Genomic DNA, 20,749 nt, shown 5'->3' on the forward strand with positions numbered 1-20,749 from the left:
AAAATAAACCTCATCAGGCGTTTAAGCCATCAGAGGTTTAGGGGAAGCCAACAACAGTGTTATGGGGAGTTGGTACGTTGGAGCCTATGCGTGATCTTTGGATCTTCTTCCGGCATCAAAAGGGGTGGAAACCGGGATGAACAGATCGATGATCCCAATGACCAATGCAGCCAGAACTGCACCAAGCAGACTGACATGTACATGATCTACGACATATTGACCAATCCAGATCACCAGTGCGCTGACGATGAAGCCGACAATACCGCGGCCAAAAGGGTTAACCCTTTTACCGAAGATGCCTTCAACAACCCAGCCAAGCAGAGCGATAACCAGAGCAAGCATCAGTGCGCTCCAGAAACCACCTACGGCGAATCCGGGTACGATCCAGCTGACGACCATCAATACAATTGCGGCGATGATAAATCGCACGACATGTCCCAGAAAATTCATGATGTTATACCTCCTTTATTCAGATCGAATTGAGCATTGTACATCCTGTTCAATGGCGAGGTTGCACAATCCTGACACCTGTAGTTTGCGGCGCTTTGTCCCAAGTTATGTGTGGAAGGATTCGTTAAATAGCGCTAGAAAGTTTCTTTCGTTATAATACAGTTATAGTTTGGAAGGAGTTGTACCCTTGGACACGAAAATTTTACACACATTGGAATATCGCAAAATTTTAAATACATTGCAAAGCTTTGCCCAGACTACGATGGGGAAAAGGAAAGCGGACCAATTGGAGCCGATCAGTGAACTGGAAGAAGTGAAGAGACTGCTCCAGCAAACAGATGAAGCTTTTACGTTTGATCGTCTGAAAGGCTCTCCATCTTTTGGGGGAATTGTGGATATCACCGCTTCGATCAAACGTGCTGAAATAGGGGGCACGTTGAACCCGCATGAGTTACTGGGAATTTCCAACACTACCTTTGCAGCACGTCGGTTGAAACGTCAGATCGCTGCGCTCCACGATGATGAAAAGGTGGAATCGATTTTCTATATCAGCGATCAGTTATCTGAGCAAAAAACGCTTGAAGATGCGATTCGTATCTGTATTGACGACAATGCCGAAGTCTCAGACAGCGCGAGCGTAACACTGGCGCAGATTCGTCGTGAACTGCGCGGCGGTGAAGCTCGCATCCGCGAGAAACTGGATTCGATGATTCGTTCTTCGACGGTATCCAAAATGCTGCAGGACCAGCTGATTACAATTCGGGGAGACCGTTTCGTGATTCCCGTTAAATCGGAGTACCGCTCGTACTTTGGCGGGATTGTGCATGATCAATCCGGTTCGGGAGCAACTCTGTTTATTGAGCCAGAATCCATCGTTGCGATGAATAACAAATTGCGTGAGACCCGGATCCGGGAAGAACGCGAAATTGAAGTGATTTTACAGAAATTAACGGCACTTGTCAGTGAACAGGCAGAGTGGTTATTGTATGATGTTGACTTGCTAGGCTCTCTGGATTTTATTTTTGCCAAAGCACGTCTTGCCCGTGAATTGAAAGCCACATTGCCACGCATGAATGACCGCGGGTTCATCAAGCTCAAGAAAGGGCGCCATCCGCTAATCTCGATTGAAAATGTGGTGCCAACCGACATTGAACTCGGCAACGATTATACGTCCATTATTGTAACGGGTCCAAATACGGGTGGTAAAACGGTAACGCTCAAGACCATTGGATTGCTGAGTCTCATGGCGATGTCTGGTTTGTTCGTTCCGGCCGAAGACGGCAGCCAGCTATGTGTATTTGATGCGATTTACGCGGACATCGGTGACGAACAGAGCATTGAACAGAACCTGAGTACATTCTCCAGCCATATGACGAACATCATTCGGATATTGAAAAACATGACGACCAAGAGCCTGGTGCTGCTTGACGAACTTGGGGCAGGTACTGATCCGGCAGAAGGGTCTGCGCTGGCGATCTCCATTCTGGAGCATATGCATCAGACCGGATGCCGTATGGTAGCAACAACGCATTACAGTGAGCTGAAAGCTTATGCTTATGAACGCAAAGGTGTTATTAATGCCAGCATGGAATTCGACGTTAATACACTGAGCCCAACATACCGACTTCTCGTTGGGGTGCCGGGACGGAGTAACGCGTTCGCAATTGCGGAGCGACTGGGTCTGCCAGGATACATTCTGGATTACGCCCGTGGCGAAGTGAAAGAGGAAGACCAACGCATAGAGCATATGATCGCTTCCCTGGAAGAGAACAGGCTTACTGCTGAGCAAGAACGTGAGAGTGCAGAGCGTTTGCGCCAGGATATGGAGAAATTGCGCAGCCGTCATCAAGCCGAACTGGAGAAGCTGGAACAGCAGCGTGACCGTCGCATTGAGAAAGCGGAAGAAGATGCCCGCAACATTGTGGACAAAGCCAGAGCGGAAGCCGAGAAGATTATAGCCGATCTTCGCCAGCTCGCCATGGAAGAAGGCGCATCCGTGAAGGAGCACAAACTTATTGCTGCTCGCAAACAACTGGATGAAGCAGAACCAGAGAAACGCAAGAAGACGGTTAAGCGCACTGCAACGGCAACAAAGTCTCGGGCCATCGGCCCGGGCGACGAAGTACTTGTCTACAGTTTGAATCAAAAGGGTCATGTGGTGGAGATGTCAGGCAGCAAGGAAGCCATAGTTCAATTGGGGATCATGAAAATGAAAGTATCCCTCAATGACCTTGAATTACAGCAGTCTGCACCATCAGAAGCAAAACCGAAGCAGAAACCGGTAACGGGCATGAAACGAACTCGCGATGACAATGTGAAGAGTGAACTGGATTTGCGGGGTACGAATCTGGAAGAAGCCTTGATGGAAACAGACCGTTTTATCGATGAAGCTTTCCTTGCTAATCTGGGTCAGGTTTATATTATTCATGGTAAAGGAACAGGGATTTTGCGATCCGGTATTCAGGATTATCTGCGTAAGCATAGACATATAAAAAGTTACCGGCTGGGCAATTACGGAGAAGGCGGAAACGGTGTGACCGTCGCAGAATTGGAATAGCCCGACCAAGAATCAAAGAAGTTCTGCCTCCTAAGTGAATTCAGGCAGCAGAATGGGGAAGGGGAACGATGAGTGAAAGGGACGATTGACCAATTGCTGTCTCATCCCTTAGGGATGGTGCTCGGATTTTTCTCCGTAGCGATTATGGAGCTGCTTGTATTTCTGGCTTGCTTTGAACTGGTGACCAAGTACAAATGCTGGCATGAAATCAAGAAGGGCAATGTGGCGGTTGCGATGGCTACAGGAGGCAAGATCTTTGGAATCTGCAACGTGCTTCATTTCTGCATTCAGGCCAAATCATCGGTGTATGAAGCTATGACGTGGTCATTTGTAGGATTTGTCCTTCTGCTCATTGCATATTTTCTATTCGAGTTTCTGACACCGGTTTTCTCCATTGACAAGGAGATTGAAGCGGATAACCGGGCCGTTGGATTGATATCTATGATTATTTCCGTCTCGTTGTCATTTGTTATTGGCGCGAGCATCATGTAGGGGGACCGTTCATGAAAATATTGATACGGATTCTGTTTGCTGCATCGATTGTATTTTTTTCCATAGGCGTCATTTATGTGTTAAACACATGATTATCTGAAAGAGAAAGGTTGATTCAATATGGAACCAACAGTATGTCCATGGTGCCACACCGAGATTGTATGGGATGAGGAGCTAGGTCCTGAAGAAGAATGCCCTTACTGTCACAATGAATTAAAGGGATATCGTACACTAAACATCAATATCGGTGATGAAGAGAACAATGAAGCCGAGGAAGACATCTATGATATGGATGATGAAGAGGACGGTGAACAAACTACGGATCTCGCCAATCTTTGGGGAGATGAAGTAGAGCTGAAATTGCCAGAGCTTCGTACATTGACGAAGTATGCGGATGAGGGCAATGATCTGATACAATACGAAGAAGGCGTGGAGAAGCAGCTTGATTTGCAAGAAGAGGTGCCGGAATGCCCTCACTGCCGTGAATTTATGATCCTCACGGGCACACAGAAGGCAACCAAGGATTCCTTCAATCCTGTCGCCAATGCCGTCTCTGGTACGGACTCGTTGCTGGATGCGCCGTTCTCTGTACAAATGTATGTATGCTCAGGCTGCTTCCAGGTTCAATATAACTTGTCCGAAGATGACCGTTTGCGTCTGATCCAGAATTTGAGTGCGCGGAAATAAGGGGTATAACGTTCTGAAAATATAATATTCCGGGAAATTCATCATGTTTTCCTTCTGCTTGGGGTACGTTAACCCTGAGACCTTGCCTGTGAAGTGCTGACTTCAGGCGGAATAAGGAGGGAGCAGATGAAGATTTCTCTGGGCCGACAATCCATTCTGCTACTAGGCGTGAATGGATTGTTTGTGTTAGCCGGAGCTTTGTCGGGGACGTTTCTGAATGTGTATCTGTGGAAAAGCCGTCCGGACTACGCCATGCTAGGATGGTTTACGATAAGCCAGCAAATTGCACTCGGACTCACGTTTTGGCTTGCGGGGAAGTGGGTCAAGGAACATAACAAAATGAGTGCGTTGCGAGTGGGGACGGGCTTGTCAGGTGTTTTTTACATGCTTGTTTTATGGGCAGGGCCGAAAGCGGTCGACTGGATATGGCCTCTGGGGATTTTGTTTGGATGTGCACTCGGATTGTTCTGGATTGCGTTCAATGTGGTTTACTTTGAGGTGACTGACCGGGAGAATAGGGATCTGTTCAATGGTTGGGTGGGTCTACTGGGTTCCATGACAGGTATCATCGGCCCGTGGTTCTCAGGTCTTATTATTTCACGAATGGTTGACAATTCGGGTTATCGCCTTATTTTTACGGTGTCGTTGGTGATCTATGTGATTGCCGTCGTGTTCAGTTTTTTTCTGAAAAAAAGGGAGGTCAGCGGCACGTACCGCTGGTCTGAACCGTGGCGACAGTTATCTGCAAAAGATAGCGCATGGAGACCGCTTGGCATGGGACTGTTTGCACAAGGCGTGCGAGAAGGCGTGTTTGCCTTTCTGATTGCGTTGCTCGTCTACGTGGCAACTAAGCAGGAGTATAAGCTTGGGCAGTTCTCGCTAATTACTTCTGCCGTAGCTCTGGTGAGTTACTGGGCCGCAGGAAAATGGTTTAAGCCTCAATACCGGTCCAGAGGGATGTTAGCCGGAGCGGTTTTGTTATTCATCGTATTGATTCCTCTGTTATGGCAGGTCAGCTATGGAACACTTTTGATTATGGGAATTGGATCTGCCTTGTCGATGCCGTTGTATATTTTGCCGATGATTTCGGCAGGTTTCGACCTGATGGGGACGAGCGGCGAAAATGTAGAGAAAAGGGTCGAACTTGTCGTATTAAGGGAGCTGTGCTTGATGGTCGGTCGTTTATTTGGCCTTGCTGTATTTATTCTGACTGTCATGAATGGACCTTCGTTACGAACGTTAACCTGGCTTATTGTGGCGCTTGGGGCTTTCCCGCTCATCGGATGGATATTTATGCGCAAAATGTTAGTACATCCGGATCAGCAAGAACCCTCTGCATAGGTAAAAAGGGTACAGTCCAGGGATTTGATCCTGAGCTGTACCCTTATTTATTGAGATGTTGCTTATACAGGAGAAGGTTTACTCGTTCTCGTTAATGAGAAAAGTTCCATATCGCCATTCTTAACTCCTGTAACAGCATCGGCCAAAATGGAAGCAGCGAACATGCTGTACACCGTCCCGTTACCGCCATAACCCTCAAGAAAATAAGAATGTGGGTATTGAGGATGTGGACCGATAAACGGAAGACCGTCATTCGTATTGCCAAACACGGCACCCCAGGCATAATCGACTTCTAGACCGTCCAATGGGAAATAAGAGCGGACTTCTTCTAGGAGTGTATCTCCACGGTGTTTTGCCCGAATCTCACGCTGATCTTCCCTCGGTGTCTCTTCATCCAGACCACCAGCAATGATCCGTCCATCTGGTGTGGTTCTCATATATAGGTAAGGGCGTGCTGTCTCCCAGATCAGACTGTGCTCATACCATTCCTTCAGGTCTGGCAACGGTTTAGTAGCAATTGCATAGGTGGTTTGCAGGTAGGCTCCTTGATCCTTTTTGATGGCCTGCGTCTCATAACCGGCAGCAAAAACAACCTTTCTGGCCCGGATTTTCCCACCTAAAGTATGACACAGCACACCATAATCATCGAATTCACAATGAATCATCTCAGTCTGTCCATAGATTCGTGCGCCTCGTTTGCTTGCCGATTTAAACAAGGCATGAACAAAGCGATACGGGTTCACTTCGGCATCCCCCAACGTATACAGTGCGGCAGGTTTGCTGAAGGGGAAATGGTTGCTAATTTTGTCGGAATTCCACAGTTCAGCTTCAAAGCCATAGCGCTTCAAGGTTTGATATTCTTCCTCCAGCATGGCTACATCATCAATGCTGCTGGCAAAACAGAGACTGGTCCGCGGAATAAACCAGGGATCCGTATCCAGCCTGTCCGCAATTTGTGTGAGCTTCTGCATGGCTTCAAGACATAGTTCATAGAACCGCACGCCTGCCTTTTCGCCAAAGGTATGAATACAAGAGGTCAGTGTTTTGTCGTTTGTGTACTGTAAAAGACCTGTATTGGCTGAGCTGCTGCCATGCGCAATCTTTCTCTTATCAATAACAACCGTGTTAACTCCACGCTCCGTAAGCAATTCGGAAGTCAGTGCGCCCCCCATACCTCCACCTATGATCAAGCAGTCACAGGAGATGTCGGTTTGTAGCGAGGGATAGTTGGGATTTGTATTAAAAGTGGAAGGCCAGAAAGTTGTACCATAGACCAGATCCATTAGAAACATCTCCTTCGTGATTACGTTTGTATACTTTTGAGTGACCGGGTTAACAATAATTGCGCATAAACTTTATGCCGAGGAGGTCAACGAAACATGCAGAATCAATCTATGCAAGCGCTGAGTCCGAAAGAATTGAATTATATTGCGGATTCAATAACCAATGAAGAACTGCTGATCAAGCAGTGTGCGGCCACAGCTTCCATCTCACATAATCCGCAAATTCAGCAGGCGCTGAATCACTATGTTCGTTCCCATGAGCAGCATATGAACACACTCGTCAATGCTCTGCAGCAACATCAATCTCTTGCTCCAACACAAGTGCAGTAAGCCGAATCTAACCGTATAGGAGGAAACCGGGTGTATTCTCAAAATTTATCATCTAATGGATCTTTTATGCAGGAGCAGGATTTGTTAAAGTCGATTCTTGCGGATTTAAGACGAACCGCGCGCGAATATACGACTGCAACATCTGAAGCATCTTGCCCGATTACACGTCGGATGTTCACAGACTTGACCAATGATACACTCCGTCTGCAAGGTGAGCTGTTCAATGTAATGCAGCAAAACAACATGTATTCGGTGGGTTCGAAGGCATTGCGCCAGGATGTGGACAAGCAGATTCAATCGGCTCACCAGACTCAACAGAAATGCCAGCAGTTCATTCAGGAAAAGAATACGCAGGCCAGTACTTACAACCAGGCGCCTAATGTTCCCCAGCATCAACCGAATTACGGTAACCCTTATTACATGTAACCTTTGTAATTATGGTTTGAAGCAGGGACAGTTGCAGACCATACCACCGCTTGCCCGAATTCAGGGCGGGCGGTTTTTGTCTTTGCATGATCGTTGAATTCATGTAATATAAGTATTAATTCATTTTCAGGAACCTGGATGACGCTGGAGGGAAAGACATGAAGGATCTGAACGATCTGCAATTAAAAGTTCTGGATTTGTTGAAGGAAGACGCGAGAAGGACTCCCGCACTGCTGTCGACGCTGCTGGGGGAGTCGGAAGATAAGATCAAGAACGCCGTGGCCCAGCTTGAACAGGACCACGTGATTGTGAAATACGCAACCGTTGTGAACTGGAGCAAGATTGATGATGAGAAAGTAACAGCCCTGATTGAAGTACAGATTACACCTGAGCGTGGTCGTGGCTTTGAAGGGATCGCTGAACGCATTTATCTGTATCCGCAAGTGAAATCGGTATATCTCATGTCAGGTGCATATGATCTGCTCGTAGAAGTAGAAGGTGGCAACCTGCGTGAAGTTGCTAATTTTGTATCGGAGAAATTGTCTCCGATTGACTCTGTACTTTCAACCAAAACGAATTTTATTCTTAAAAAATATAAGCAGGACGGGATTATTTTTGAAGACCATCAGGAAGACAACCGTCTCATGATCTCGCCGTAAAGGAAGATGCGTCATGATAGTGAATGAACAGACAACAGGAAACAACAAGAAAATGACTTCGTATCTGGCACCTTTGGTTCAACAGATACCGCCATCCGGCATACGCAAATTTTTTGATCTGGTTGGCGATAACAAGGATATCATCACATTGGGTGTAGGTGAACCAGACTTTGTAACACCGTGGCATATGCGTGAAGCTTGTGTATATTCACTCGAAAGAGGCATGACCAGTTATACTTCCAATGCAGGTATGCCGAAATTGAGGGAAGCCATCAGCGAGTATCTGGACACTCAGTTTGATACCAAGTATGATCCAAAGGACGAAATTATTGTTACCGTTGGTGGCAGTGAAGCCATTGATCTGGCATTGCGTGCATTAATCGTACCCGGAGATGAGATTCTGATACCAGAACCTTCGTATGTGGCATATTCTCCAATCGCTTCGATTGGTGGAGGCATACCGGTTGGTGTAGAAACATATGCGAAGGATCAGTTTAAACTGACTGCCGAGGCGCTCGAAGCGGGAATTACGCCGAAGTCCAAGGTTGTTATTTTATGTTATCCGAGCAATCCGACAGGTGCCATCATGACCTATGAAGAATGGTTGCCTATTGCTGAAGTGATCAAAAAGCATGATCTGATCGTCATTGCGGATGAGATTTATGCTGAGCTGACATATACGCAAAAACATGTTAGTTTCGCTTCGATTCCGGATATGAAAGAACGAACCATTTTGGTTAGTGGGTTTTCCAAGGCTTTTGCGATGACTGGCTGGCGGATCGGGTATATGTGCGGACATCCTGAACTAATTGCAGCCATGCTCAAAATTCATCAGTATACGGTGATGTGTGCACCTGCCATGGGACAGGTGGCCGCGCTTGAGGCATTGACAAACGGTTTGGGTGAGAAGGATAGAATGGTTGAATCCTATAATCAGCGTAGACGCCTTATCGTGCAGGGTTTTAGAGATATCGGGCTGGACTGTCATGAACCCCAGGGAGCATTTTATGCATTTCCTAGTATCCAGAAGACGGGGCTAAGTTCGGATCTTTTTGCTGAGCGTTTGCTAACGGAAAATAAAGTGGCTGCTGTTCCGGGTAATGTATTTGGTCCACAAGGTGAAGGATTTCTTCGTTGTTCCTATGCAACATCGGTGACCCAATTGAATGAAGCATTGGAACGAATCGGAAACTTTGTTTACAAACTGCAAAAAGAGGGTTAATAGGGATTAGAAGCTTCTGATCGACATAAATTTTCTTCAAACTAGAAAAAAATAACTTTCTTTTACAAAATATTGTGATATAATTTCAATTTGAAATATGTTTTTCTTGTATTTGTAAACTAAATTTTCCAAGGAGGGGTTGGCTTTGTTTTGTGTTGAATATGATTTACCGACTAATCGTGGGCATTATTTGGCAGAAGGCGATCATGGCGACCGATGGTCGGTGAAACCGGATCACGCATCTTTGCATAACGTTTCCTTGGAAGATGAGATCCATATGCTACGCCGCAGGATGGAACAGATATTCCTTGAAGAGAAATCATTCACATCCGATATTGTAATTGAAATTAGCAGTTTGCTAGATTTGAAGATTAATGAATACATGAAGGCTAATCCGATTAAAGGGAAATAATTTTTCGTTGTATCGAAACGTTACGCATATGCGATTCGAAGAAGACCCGGAAGGGGTCTTTTTTTTGATCTATGAACAGATTGCTTCGGACAGGCAGGGTTATTTTTTTGCGTGGAACAATTGTGATATATTGTACATAGGAGACTAAAGGGGGAACTGGAATGAAGAGATTTTGGGGGCTTACCGCAATCATTTCTATGATTTTTCTGCTTGCTGGCTGTGGCGGTAAGGACGGTTTTACGATTTTTATTATTGACAACCAAGGAAATCCATCCGTGATCTCGGAGCAGTTGCAAGCTAATTTGCAGCAGAAGTTGGGCGAGGAGCCCAAGGTGGAAGTTATCACCAGTGCGATGTATGATGTTCAAAAAATTATGGTAGAGTATGCGGCTGGTGGACATGATATTTTCATTTTGCCTGAGGCTGATATGAAGCAGTACGGAAGTAACGGCTCCAATATTCCGCTTGATGATACATTTGATCCGGAGAAGTATAAGCGCGGTGTATTTGAAGGCGGGGTCCTGGTTGAGAAGGGTGAAGGAGATGACGGTTCAGACATCAAGACAGAATCACATCTCTATGGCATTCCGCTGGAAGACATGCAAATGTTCAAAGATGTAGATTATGCTGCGCAAAATCTGTTTGCTACCATTCCGGTGTCGGCGTCTAATGTCGAAGAATCCAAGAAAGTGCTGAAGGCGCTGACAGAGTAAATGCAATCTAGTATGGCTACTGAAGGAGGGGAGCGGATTGCTAATTACGGTCACAGGCGGAATAGGCAGTGGTAAAACCCGATTTGCGCTTGGATACGCAGCCCGGATCAGCCGGGAGGGCATCTATTTATCCACTGGTGATCATGATCCCGTGATTCCTGAATTGCCATCCGCTCATTATCGTGCCATCCAGGCTGGGAACGGCCAGCACCTGACGGAGGTGCTTCACCAGATTAATCGGGAATCCAATCTCTTCCTGGCAGATCAGCGAATTGTCATTGTGGATAGTCTGACAGCATGGATGGCAGCCGGGTTCAGGGCAAGTGATGATCTGGATCAGCAGCGTTCAGAGACACAGCTGTTGCTGGACGCCCTTCTGTCTTACCAGGGAAAGTTGCTCGTGATTACCAATGAAATGCATGGCTCTTTGTATCCTTCAGAGGAAGAACGAATTTTTGCAGCAAGAATGGCGTCAGTTAACCGGGCGTTGCAGGCGCATTCGGAACAGATGTATCTGTTGATATCTGGCTTGCCTGTTGATCTCAAAGATCGAGGGCTGCGATATGAAGATTAGCATTTCATAATGTTATAAACGATGGACGAGCCTAAATAAAGCCTCCGTCACCACAAATTGTGGTGAGGAGGCTTTATTTTATGACAAAAGCTACGCGTGTAAATTTCTTTATTTCCGAGTTTTATTTCGTCTGATCCACCAGATTATACAGCCCACAACAATAATCGCCAGAAGGACATATACGACCAGGGAGTACACGTCCATAAAGTTAAGGATACTCTCCCATGACGCACCAAGCGCTGCACCAACCGAGACGAGAATGATATTCCAGGCTAGTGTTCCAATGGTTGTGAAGAGCAGGAATAAACCAAATTTCATGTTGGACATGCCGGCAGGAATCGAGATCAGGCTGCGAACAAGGGGAACCATACGACAGAATAGTACGGTCCACATTCCATATTTGTCAAACCATGCATCGACACGGTGAATATCTTCTTTTTTGATCCGCAGAATATGACCCCAACGTTCTACAATCTTCTCCAGCCGATTGACATCAATCAGCAGTCCGATCCCATAGAGAATGACAGCCCCGAGCACAGAACCAATGGTAGCAGCAATAATAACACCGGGAAGGGTCAGGCTGGTGTAGGTGGTCATGAAGCCGCCAAAAGGTAATATGATTTCGGAGGGGATGGGGGGAAATACGTTTTCGAGCGCAATAATGAGTGCAATGCCTATGTAGCCGTATTGTTCCATGAAATCGGTTATCCAGTTTTGCATAATCGTCTCCTCTACTTTTGGTTTGCAAGGATTTGGCGTATACTCGGCAGAGTACACCAACTCATATATACGTGTGAAGGATCTCACTGGTTTCTGAAAATAATAGCATTCCCGTATTCATAGCAGGTCAAGTATACTGATTAAGTTAAACTCTAGAAGGGCATGCATTTATATTTAACCCCAGCGTTCTACCATGCGAATGATATTAACAATAGGAGGGATTACAATGGGCATATATACACGAACAGGTGACGAGGGACAGACCTCAGTCATTGGTGGACGGGTCATCAAGGACGATGATCGGGTTGAAGCTTACGGTACAATTGATGAGCTGAATTGTTTTGTTGGGCAGGCCATTAGTTTTATTGATCAAGCAAATGGGGAATTTGAAGATTTGCGTGAACACTTGCTCGAAGTTCAGCAAGAATTGTTTGATTGCGGGTCCGATCTCGCCTTTGTAAAAATCAGCGAAACCAAATATAAAGTGCGGGATGAGATGGTCACCCGGCTTGAGCAATGGATTGATCAGTACGATGCGGAGAATCCGAAGGTGGAACGGTTTATTTTGCCTGGGGGTAGTCTGCTCTCTTCCACATTACATGTCTGCCGTACAGTATGTCGCCGTGCTGAGCGTCGGGCCGTAACACTCGGACAGCATACGGATATCAACCCTTCTGTACGACGTTATTTGAATCGTCTGTCTGATTATTTCTTCGTTGTTGCACGGACTGCCAATGCGAGACAACAGGTAGCTGACATTGAGTATGTGCGGAGCAAAAAAGTATTCCGCCGCAAAGACAAAGAATGAGCGGTTATTATTCACCACTTACTTACACGGTTCCCGAACATGAAGATGGCTGGTTGCTGAAGACCGTGCTTCAGCGGCGCCTACAGGTTTCGCGCAAGCTCCTGTCGAGACTCAAACTTACAGAGCAGGGAATCATGCTAAATGGCGAGCGGGTATACATCAGCGTCAAAGTTAGCGCAGGTGACGTCCTGGAAGTCCGGATGGAACAGGAAGAGTCGGATGATATTTTACCTGAGCCGATTCCCTTTACGATACTGTATGAAGACGAGCACTTACTTATCGTGAACAAGGATTCCGGTGTCATCGTACATCCAACACATGGGCATTACACAGGTACATTGGCAAACGGGGTTGTCCATTATTGGAAGTCCAAAGGCGAGCGTTTCCGCTTCAGACCGATTCATCGACTGGATCAGGAAACATCAGGTGTGCTGGCAATTGCAAAAAATCCATATGTGCACCAGCATGTGTCTGAACAGATGATTGCAGGAACGGTGGATAAACAATATATTGCCTTTGTGCATGGTAGTCCTGCTCAAGAAGAGGGGGCTATCGATGGCCCGATCGATCGTGATCCCGAAGAGCCGCATCGTCGAATCGTTACACCTGACGGGTATGCGGCAAGAACGTTATACACGACAGTCGCCCGATGGGCAGGCGGCAGCGCCAGTGCGGTGAACCTGAAGCTGGAGAGCGGCAGAACCCATCAAATAAGGGTACATATGACATCGATCGGCTGCCCGTTAATTGGAGATCGGATGTACAAGACCCTTCCCGTGCATGAGATCGATGAGCAGATCATGGCTGTTCGGGAGGAACGAGACACTTGGATTTCCCGTCAGGCATTGCACGCATGTGAGCTGTCGTTTGACCATCCTATTTTGCAGAGCCGCATGACGTTTCAGGCCCCATTGCCCGCAGATATGGCTGCGTTGGAGAAACGTTTGGACGATGAGGCGTCGCCAAGGGAAACGTTGTAAATGCGTCAAGCACTTGTGATATGCGCTTTGTGCAGTACTTCAGTTGATGATATGGCTGCATATCACCTGGATGTAAGATAACCAATGTGAGGGATGTCAAAGCCCCCGAACAACATGCCGTAGGCTAAGGTCTTTGAGCCCTTAGTCTTTAATCTCTTAAACTCTTGGGTTCTTAAGCTCTTAAGTTCTTGATTCTAAAACAATATAGCGAATGTGTATTTTTACATTTGCAATAGTCAGTAAAGTTACATTGCGATGGTATCGGTTTGGAGCGACTTTTGGATTTGCGAAGCAAACCAAGGGAAGCGAGAAATCGAAACCGGAGCACCACCGGAGCAATTTTAGGAGGACAAGTAACGATGAGTGATCTGAAAGTATATCAATATGCCAAATGTGGCACGTGCCGCAAAGCCGTAAAATGGCTGGAAGCTCAGGGGCATGAGCTGGAATTAATCCCTATTTTCGATACACCACCATCCGAAGCAGAATTAACGGGGTTGATTCAGAAGAGCGGACTTGAAGTGAAGAAGTTTTTTAATACGAGTGGGGAAGTATACAAGGAGCAGCAATTGAAGGACAAGCTCCCGGGGTTGTCCACAGAAGAGCAGATTCGTTTGCTGGCTTCCAATGGTCGCCTGATCAAACGTCCAATCGTTACGGATGGTCATAAAGTGACCGTAGGATTCAAGGAAGACACGTATGAGCAGGAATGGAACAATGCGTAAATTATAAATGAATGATTTCATTGATTGTTAAATGAACCAAGGTAAAAAAGGCTCTGAATGTTCAAATTTCAGGGCTTTTTTGGCTGGTCGATCCTTGGCGGAACTATGCTATAATGATAGAATTAGTTCGATATTTTATTTGCTATAGAAACTTAGCTAAAGATTTACACGAGAACGGAGAGGACAGAAATAACCTGAGGAAGCGGAGCTAAAAGCTTTCTAAAAGAAAGCTCCATCGGAAGCATACACTTCGCCTTTATCACCGGATTTTCCCTTTTGAAGAAGGGAATCAAAAAAATCTGGGGATAACAGCGATCAGAAGGTTGTTCTGTCATCGGAGTGGCAAGTGTAAATATTCTTTAGTTCAATTTTCTATGGAATCAGGACAGGAGAGAACAAATTCAAGTGAATCAACGTAATGAACCTACTTTGTTGCTGGTAGATGGTATGGCGGTGTTGTTCCGTGCATTCTATGCAACATCTGCAAGCGGATATATCAGACGTACAAAGGCAGGCATGCCAACCAACGCAGTATACGGATTTATCCGTTATTTCTGGGATGCGGTTCAGACCTTTGGGCCAAGTCATGTCGTATGCTGTTGGGATATGGGGGGCAAGACGTTTCGCGGTGAAGAGTATGCAGCGTATAAGGGGAACCGTCCGGAAGCTCCGGATGATCTGATTCCTCAGTTTGCTCTGATTCGTGAAGTGATGGATAGTTTGAACATTCCGAATATTGGCGCTCAAGGATATGAAGCCGATGATTGCATTGGTACACTTGCCAAATACTACACCGAGCAGACAGATATGAACGTGATGGTACTTACGGGTGACCACGATATGTTGCAACTGATCGATGACCGCACAAGCATTATTATTATGAAAAAAGGTCATGGCAATTACATGGTGTATACGCCTGAATCCCTGATGACGGAGAAACAGCTGACACCTCGTCAAGTGATCGACATGAAAGGTCTGATGGGCGATGCCAGTGACAATTATCCTGGGGTACGGGGCATTGGGGAGAAGACGGCTTTGAAACTTGTCCAGGAGTTTGGCTCCATTGAAGGTGTTTTGGACAATATGGATAAGCTTACCCCTTCAGTACGTAACAAGATTGAGAATGATCTCGAAATGCTTCATCTGTCCCGCAAACTGGCAGAGATTCACTGTGCAGTTCCGGTAGCTTGTGCACTGGATGTATGTGAATTGCGTCTTGATCCGGATATGGTGATGGACAAGTTCGAACAACTTGAGATGAAGAGCCTGGGCTCTTGGATGGGAGTGGCAATAGGGTGAGTAGTATGCAGACAAAACGGACGGGAAAAAAGTGGTGGACAGGGGCTATGGCCCTCGTCCTTGCTTTGCCTGTAATCCTCTCAGGAGCGGTGAGTGCTCCACAGACAGCGGATGCCAAAGCGGCAATTAGCACCAAAGTACAGAAAGTAAAAGCAGCAGGACGCAGTTTTACCGTGCAGACGGTTAGTATTCCCAAGGGTACACCAGTTACCGTAGGATTAGCGAAGAAGCAGGTCGGTCAGACTGCAACATTACCTTCGATTATCAAGGCTTATGGCGCACAAGCAGCTATAAACGGAGCTTTTTTTGAAGCTTATAACGGAGCTCCAGATCCATACGGCATGTTAATAGCAAATGGTAAGGTTATACATATTGGAAGATACGGTACGACGATTGGGTTTAAGGAAGATGGCTCAGCCATCATGGATTCGCTTCAAGTGAGTCTGACGGGTAAAGTAACAGATACAGAAGGGAAATCGCGCAGTTGGTATGCGACCTTTATCAACCGAACCCCTTCCGCGAATGCGAGTATTACGATGTTATACACGACTGAACGGGGATCCACAGTCGGGTTCAAGGGAGGTACGGCGGTTGTGATGGAGAAAGGGATTGTCACCAAGAAAGTACCCAATACCAATGTAGCCATTCCGAAGAATGGCTCGGTGCTGGTCTTTACGGGAAATCAGAAATCTTCGTCGGACCGCTTCACCGTTGGCTCAACCGTAGAGATGAATTATAAATACACCAATGCAGCAGGTAAGGAGATTCCTTGGCAAGATGTAGTCACCGCTGTGGGCGCAGGTCCACGTCTGGTGAAAGACGGCCAAGTTGCCGTAAATCCAGTGAGTGAGGGCTTCAAGGATACCAAAATTCTCAACGCCTCAGGCGCAAGAAGCGGTATTGCCATTATGGCCGACGGTTCGGTTATGCTGGCTACCGTTTCGGGAGCGACAATCAAGGAATGGGCTGCTGTCATGCAGAAGCTCGGTGCCAAGCAGGCAATGAATCTGGATGGTGGTGCATCCTCAGGCATGTACGCTGGCGGCAAAATGCTTACTTCCCCGGGCCGTTTGTTAAGTAATACGCTTGTTTTTGGTGGCTCTGTTCGTTAAAAGAAAGCTATTATGGGAGGTAGGATTAGGTGACACTCACACACAACCGGAAGCCAGATGAAAGCAAAACGGCTGTATTAGCTGTAAACGTGGGGCAACCTCAGGCATTGCCTGGCCAGAAGCGCGAAGTGATGAGCGGCATTGTGAAACATCCCATATCCAGCCCGGTCTTCCTGTCATTCACCGGAATGACAGGAGATGGCCAGGCGGATCTGGAGCATCATGGCGGACCTGATAAGGCGGTTTGTGTATACGATTACAGTCGTTATCCGGCGCTTGAACAACTGATGGATCGCAAGCTGGACTGGGGGGCTTGTGGAGAAAACCTGACCGTCGAAGGCTGTATGGAGGATGAAGTCCGGATTGGTGATGTGTATGAATTGGGGGAAGCCAAGGTACAGGTCAGCCAGCCAAGAAAGCCTTGCTTCAAGCTAGGTGTACGGTATGATTACAAAGAGCTGCCTGTTTATTTTCAGGATAGCGGACATACCGGATTTTATTTTCGGGTGTTGCAAGAAGGCGAGGTAACCTCTGCTGCAATATTCAGACGAATCAGCACGGACCCTACATCAATGACCATTCTGGAAGCCAATCGAATTATGCATCAGGGGAAGCATGATGCCGTTGGTATGCGTGCTTTGCTGGCCATTCCAACGCTGGCCGACAGCTGGAAGCAGACCTTGTTGAAGCGATTGGCAAAGCTCGAACCTGCTGAACTGGATTAATCCATGCCCTCGTTTAGAGAACAGATTCGAAGATCCATTTTAATTTTAAACTACTTGGGAGAGTGACTAACATGACGATTTTAGGCGCAATTGAAGCTGGAGGAACCAAATTTGTATGTGGTATCGGTACGGAAGAAGGAGAAGTTCTTGAGCGCGTAAGCTTTCCAACGACGACACCGGAAGAGACGATGGCTCAAGTAATCGCTTTTTTTGAAGGTAAAGGTATTGAAGCTTTGGGTGTAGGTTCATTTGGTCCAATTGATCCGATTGAAGGAAGCCCGACCTATGGTTACATCACAACAACACCCAAACCGCATTGGGGTCAGTATAACCTGATTGGTAAGCTCAAGGAGCACTTTGATGTACCGATGACGTTCGATACGGATGTAAACGGTGCTGCGCTTGGGGAAGCAACCTGGGGGGCTGCACAAGGCCTGGATAGCTGTCTGTATATTACTGTCGGAACGGGTATTGGTGCAGGCGCAGTTGTAGGTGGCAAAATGGTCCATGGATTGTCACATCCAGAGATGGGACACATCATTGTACGCAGACATCCTGAAGATACGTATGAAGGTTTCTGTCCGTATCATGGAGACTGTCTGGAAGGGCTTGCCGCAGGTCCTGCCATCAATAAACGTTGGGAGCAACCGGCTTACGAACTGCCATCCGATCATAAGGCCTGGGAGATTGAAGCACATTACCTGGCGCATGCTCTGATGAATTATGTATTGATCCTCACACCTCAGAAAATTGTAATGGGTGGCGGTGTGATGAAGCAGGAGCATCTGTTCCCAATGGTTCGCAGCAAACTGCAGGAATTGCTCGCTGGATACGTTCAGCATCCTGCACTTCAGTCCGAAATTGACCAGTATGTCGTTTCACCGGGACTTGGCGATAACGCAGGACTGTGTGGTTCGCTTGCGTTGGCCAAATTGGCTTTGAACAAATAAATAGCTTTACAAACAAGCAGTTGACGAATTTTTCCATTGTGGTAATATATGAGCAACAGCATAGCACGGTTAATGAGGAAGCACCTCTCTTGCATGGATTTTGCGGGAGAGGTGTTTTTTTTGTTGCTTAATTTAGCACAATACAGACTGTGTTTGAGCTGAACTATTGAAGGAGGGACAAGATATGGAAGTCATTTTCATGAACAGATTATCCAGAATGTCAGGTCAGAATGAAGAGCATGCGCAGTTGTGGATCGGTGAAGAAGAAGGAGCGTGGCATCTGGGATGGAGCCGATATGAGGAAGGAGATCGAACGGATGCCATCTGGTATACTGGCAGTTCGTGGGACGAGCTGTTACATGTTTATCGTCATCAGTTAGCCATACAGATGGGCGAAGGATATCGTCCGTTGCTGCAGGGTTTGTTTCACGAAAATGCTGATTTGAAGTCGCGCAGTTATGGCGGTCAGCGTCTTCATTGTTACAGTGAATTATATGGCAATGAGGGGCTGTATATGGACCTATGCATATGGCGCAGGAAGAGAGCAGCGTCTGACCGGAAGGCCCCCTATTTTATTGCAACAAACCGGTTGTTGCGCATGATCAGTGCATTTGTTCCACAAACCATCGATGAATTGATGCAACTGCCTGGCGTAGGTGAGAGCAAGGCTTCCGAGTACGGAGCTGAATGGTTGGAGCTTACAAATGGACTGGAACGTTCCACATCTTTTCCGCTAGAGTGGGTGTACTCGGTTCTGAAGGAACAAGAATATGAGAGCTGGCTGTACAAACAGAGAGAGCAGAAATACAAGCAGGAGCTAGACAGATTCACCACACGGAAGCAGGTACTTGAAGGTATGAAAGAAGGATATACGTTGGAGGAGATCGTGAATCGTTCCGGATTGTCCCGTCGGGAGCTAATTGAACTGTTGGAGACACTGGATTTGGAGGGGTATGACACAGATTGTCTACTTGATGCGGAGCTTGCTGTCATGCCCGAAGAGGAGCAAGAGGCGGTATGGAGTGCCTACGAGGAGCTGGGAGATACGTTCCTGAAGCCCGTGTTACATAAGGTGTATGGAGAGGAGAAGCCTGGCGGGAGCAATCTGGAGCAGGTCTACGAAAGGCTGCGCATGATTCGCATCCGGTTTCGTCGTCACACAGAGACGGAGCAGAACGCAGGCTAGATTGGAAATAGGACGGTAGTTGTCATGCAGTAAACGGACAATAAAAAAGACGAGGCGTTCCTCCAGATGTGGAGTGCTTCGTCTTTTGCTATTTCAAACCCAATCTTTTTTGCGGAAAATAAAGAACATGCTCAGGCCCAGTGTAACCATTAGGCCAATAACGACAAAATAACCATATTTCCAGTCCAGCTCAGGCATGTTCGTAAAGTTCATCCCATAGATGCCAGTGATAACGGTCAGCGGCATGAACACCGTGGTAATGGCGGTGAACACACGCATGATTTCATTCGCCCGGTTGGCGATACTGGATTGGTAAGCTTCTCGCAAGTTCCCCATCAAGTCGCGATAAGTCTCGAAGGTTTCGGATATTTTCACAGCATTCTCATAAATGTCACTGAAATACTTCTGCAGTTGATCATCAATAAGACGCAGATCTTTTTTATTGAGTGTGTTAATGACCTCTTTCTGAGGTCCCAGCACTTTCTTCAGCCATAAAATCTCACTGCGCAGCCCGATAATCTCATTCAGATGAGACTTCTTGGTATGCATCAGGATGTCTTCTTCTAGCTTCTCGATGCGCGCTTCAATTCGGTCACCGACTGTGAAATAATTATCAACAATCAAGTCAACCAACAGATATAGCAGCTTATCCGGCGTACTGATTTCCTGTTCCCAAAGGATAGGTTTCAATGTCCGCAATTCGCTGACTTTCTGTTTGGTAACACTGATAATAAAGTGTCTGCCAAGGAACAAGTTGACGGCACGTAAAAAAATCTCTTCATCATCGAAACGAATGCTATTAATAACAATAAAATAATGGCTCTCATAAATTTCAATCTTCGGACGTTGTTCTTCGTCACTCAAACAGTCTTCCACGGCCAGATCATGCATCATGAACAGCGGTTGAAGTACCGCCAAATCGTCTACGTCCGCATCAATCCAGTAAAACCCCTCCGCTGGTGGAGTCAGCGCCTGCTGAATGTCGTCCACCGGAATAAATACACCGTTGTTAACCAACCGGATTTTCATTATTCATCTACTCCTTCTGCACCCGCCAAATGGGCGGATTTCATCAATATGGGCGCAAAAAGAACAGAT

At 46.6% G+C, this 20,749-nt stretch carries 23 protein-coding genes; 19 read left to right on the forward strand and 4 right to left on the reverse strand.

Annotated features, from left to right (window positions below; all coding sequences use genetic code 11):
* Nucleotides 1–84 precede the first annotated feature (84 nt).
* On the reverse strand, nt 85–450 hold the full coding sequence (locus ACDJ58_RS07585) for a phage holin family protein (protein WP_053780442.1): 366 nt from the start codon (nt 448–450) through the stop codon (nt 85–87).
* 187 nt (nt 451–637) lie between these two features.
* On the opposite strand from ACDJ58_RS07585, the gene ACDJ58_RS07590 reads away from it, so the two are divergent.
* From ACDJ58_RS07590 to ACDJ58_RS07605, 4 genes are all read left to right on the forward strand, one after another.
* Nucleotides 638–3,007: an endonuclease MutS2 gene (locus ACDJ58_RS07590; RefSeq protein ID WP_413376840.1), complete on the forward strand. Its 2,370-nt coding sequence runs from the start codon at nt 638–640 to the stop codon at nt 3,005–3,007.
* Between the two features lie 114 nt (nt 3,008–3,121).
* Entirely contained in the window at nt 3,122–3,499 is a 378-nt protein-coding gene (locus ACDJ58_RS07595; protein ID WP_053780553.1) for a DUF350 domain-containing protein, read from the forward strand.
* 120 nt (nt 3,500–3,619) lie between these two features.
* Nucleotides 3,620–4,186: a hypothetical protein gene (locus ACDJ58_RS07600; protein ID WP_413376842.1), complete on the forward strand. Its 567-nt coding sequence runs from the start codon at nt 3,620–3,622 to the stop codon at nt 4,184–4,186.
* A gap of 126 nt (nt 4,187–4,312) precedes the next feature.
* Nucleotides 4,313–5,527 (forward strand): MFS transporter, encoded by a 1,215-nt coding sequence (locus ACDJ58_RS07605; RefSeq protein WP_413376844.1) that lies wholly within the window; start codon nt 4,313–4,315, stop codon nt 5,525–5,527.
* Between the two features lie 62 nt (nt 5,528–5,589).
* Here the strand turns inward: ACDJ58_RS07605 and ACDJ58_RS07610 are convergent, their stop codons facing one another.
* Entirely contained in the window at nt 5,590–6,810 is a 1,221-nt protein-coding gene (locus tag ACDJ58_RS07610; RefSeq protein WP_413376846.1) for an NAD(P)/FAD-dependent oxidoreductase, read from the reverse strand.
* A 96-nt stretch (nt 6,811–6,906) separates the two neighbouring features.
* Between ACDJ58_RS07610 and ACDJ58_RS07615 the strand changes: the two genes are divergently transcribed.
* The 7 genes from ACDJ58_RS07615 (at nt 6,907) to ACDJ58_RS07645 (ending at nt 11,146) form a co-directional block, all read left to right on the forward strand.
* Nucleotides 6,907–7,140 (forward strand): hypothetical protein, encoded by a 234-nt coding sequence (locus tag ACDJ58_RS07615; RefSeq protein WP_413376848.1) that lies wholly within the window; start codon nt 6,907–6,909, stop codon nt 7,138–7,140.
* Nucleotides 7,141–7,170: 30 nt separating this feature from the next.
* Nucleotides 7,171–7,566, forward strand: a complete 396-nt coding sequence (locus ACDJ58_RS07620; protein WP_413376850.1) for a spore coat protein — start codon at nt 7,171–7,173, stop codon at nt 7,564–7,566.
* A gap of 158 nt (nt 7,567–7,724) precedes the next feature.
* Nucleotides 7,725–8,225 carry an Lrp/AsnC family transcriptional regulator gene (locus tag ACDJ58_RS07625; RefSeq protein ID WP_024628343.1) on the forward strand — a complete coding sequence of 167 codons (501 nt, stop codon included), beginning with the start codon at nt 7,725–7,727 and terminating at the stop codon, nt 8,223–8,225.
* A 13-nt stretch (nt 8,226–8,238) separates the two neighbouring features.
* The gene (locus ACDJ58_RS07630; protein WP_413376853.1) at nt 8,239–9,447 is read left to right on the forward strand and encodes an aminotransferase class I/II-fold pyridoxal phosphate-dependent enzyme; all 1,209 of its coding nucleotides are present in this window, start codon (nt 8,239–8,241) and stop codon (nt 9,445–9,447) included.
* 190 nt (nt 9,448–9,637) lie between these two features.
* Nucleotides 9,638–9,859, forward strand: coding sequence for an aspartyl-phosphate phosphatase Spo0E family protein (locus tag ACDJ58_RS07635; protein WP_413379542.1), 222 nt, complete (start codon nt 9,638–9,640; stop codon nt 9,857–9,859).
* A 161-nt stretch (nt 9,860–10,020) separates the two neighbouring features.
* Nucleotides 10,021–10,572, forward strand: a complete 552-nt coding sequence (locus tag ACDJ58_RS07640) for a hypothetical protein (RefSeq protein WP_247901667.1) — start codon at nt 10,021–10,023, stop codon at nt 10,570–10,572.
* Between the two features lie 37 nt (nt 10,573–10,609).
* Nucleotides 10,610–11,146 carry a bifunctional adenosylcobinamide kinase/adenosylcobinamide-phosphate guanylyltransferase gene (locus ACDJ58_RS07645; protein ID WP_072734039.1) on the forward strand — a complete coding sequence of 179 codons (537 nt, stop codon included), beginning with the start codon at nt 10,610–10,612 and terminating at the stop codon, nt 11,144–11,146.
* A 108-nt stretch (nt 11,147–11,254) separates the two neighbouring features.
* On the opposite strand, the gene ACDJ58_RS07650 is transcribed toward ACDJ58_RS07645, so the two are convergent.
* Nucleotides 11,255–11,866, reverse strand: coding sequence for a DedA family protein (locus tag ACDJ58_RS07650; RefSeq protein ID WP_413376856.1), 612 nt, complete (start codon nt 11,864–11,866; stop codon nt 11,255–11,257).
* A gap of 226 nt (nt 11,867–12,092) precedes the next feature.
* Here ACDJ58_RS07650 and ACDJ58_RS07655 point away from each other — a divergent pair, with 226 nt between their 5' ends.
* The 8 genes from ACDJ58_RS07655 (at nt 12,093) to ACDJ58_RS07690 (ending at nt 19,651) form a co-directional block, all read left to right on the forward strand.
* Nucleotides 12,093–12,674, forward strand: coding sequence for a cob(I)yrinic acid a,c-diamide adenosyltransferase (locus ACDJ58_RS07655; protein WP_413376858.1), 582 nt, complete (start codon nt 12,093–12,095; stop codon nt 12,672–12,674).
* Entirely contained in the window at nt 12,671–13,654 is a 984-nt protein-coding gene (locus ACDJ58_RS07660) for an RluA family pseudouridine synthase (RefSeq protein WP_413376860.1), read from the forward strand. Before ACDJ58_RS07655 ends, ACDJ58_RS07660 begins: the two co-directional genes overlap by 4 nt.
* A 359-nt stretch (nt 13,655–14,013) precedes the next feature.
* Nucleotides 14,014–14,379 carry an arsenate reductase family protein gene (locus tag ACDJ58_RS07665; RefSeq protein WP_413376862.1) on the forward strand — a complete coding sequence of 122 codons (366 nt, stop codon included), beginning with the start codon at nt 14,014–14,016 and terminating at the stop codon, nt 14,377–14,379.
* Between the two features lie 405 nt (nt 14,380–14,784).
* The gene (locus ACDJ58_RS07670) at nt 14,785–15,678 is read left to right on the forward strand and encodes a 5'-3' exonuclease (RefSeq protein WP_413376864.1); all 894 of its coding nucleotides are present in this window, start codon (nt 14,785–14,787) and stop codon (nt 15,676–15,678) included.
* Between the two features lie 5 nt (nt 15,679–15,683).
* Nucleotides 15,684–16,790 (forward strand): phosphodiester glycosidase family protein, encoded by a 1,107-nt coding sequence (locus tag ACDJ58_RS07675; RefSeq protein WP_413379544.1) that lies wholly within the window; start codon nt 15,684–15,686, stop codon nt 16,788–16,790.
* Between the two features lie 29 nt (nt 16,791–16,819).
* The gene (locus tag ACDJ58_RS07680; RefSeq protein ID WP_413376866.1) at nt 16,820–17,515 is read left to right on the forward strand and encodes an MOSC domain-containing protein; all 696 of its coding nucleotides are present in this window, start codon (nt 16,820–16,822) and stop codon (nt 17,513–17,515) included.
* Nucleotides 17,516–17,586: 71 nt separating this feature from the next.
* Nucleotides 17,587–18,465, forward strand: a complete 879-nt coding sequence (locus ACDJ58_RS07685; protein WP_413376868.1) for an ROK family protein — start codon at nt 17,587–17,589, stop codon at nt 18,463–18,465.
* A gap of 184 nt (nt 18,466–18,649) precedes the next feature.
* Complete coding sequence (locus ACDJ58_RS07690) at nt 18,650–19,651, forward strand: HRDC domain-containing protein (RefSeq protein WP_413376869.1); 1,002 nt, start codon at nt 18,650–18,652, stop codon at nt 19,649–19,651.
* A gap of 93 nt (nt 19,652–19,744) precedes the next feature.
* Here the strand turns inward: ACDJ58_RS07690 and corA are convergent, their stop codons facing one another.
* On the reverse strand, nt 19,745–20,680 hold the full coding sequence (gene corA, locus ACDJ58_RS07695) for a magnesium/cobalt transporter CorA (RefSeq protein ID WP_053780458.1): 936 nt from the start codon (nt 20,678–20,680) through the stop codon (nt 19,745–19,747).
* Between the last annotated feature and the right edge of the window lie 69 nt (nt 20,681–20,749).

Source organism: Paenibacillus taichungensis, assembly GCF_047302525.1.
Lineage (GTDB): Bacteria > Bacillota > Bacilli > Paenibacillales > Paenibacillaceae > Paenibacillus > Paenibacillus taichungensis_B.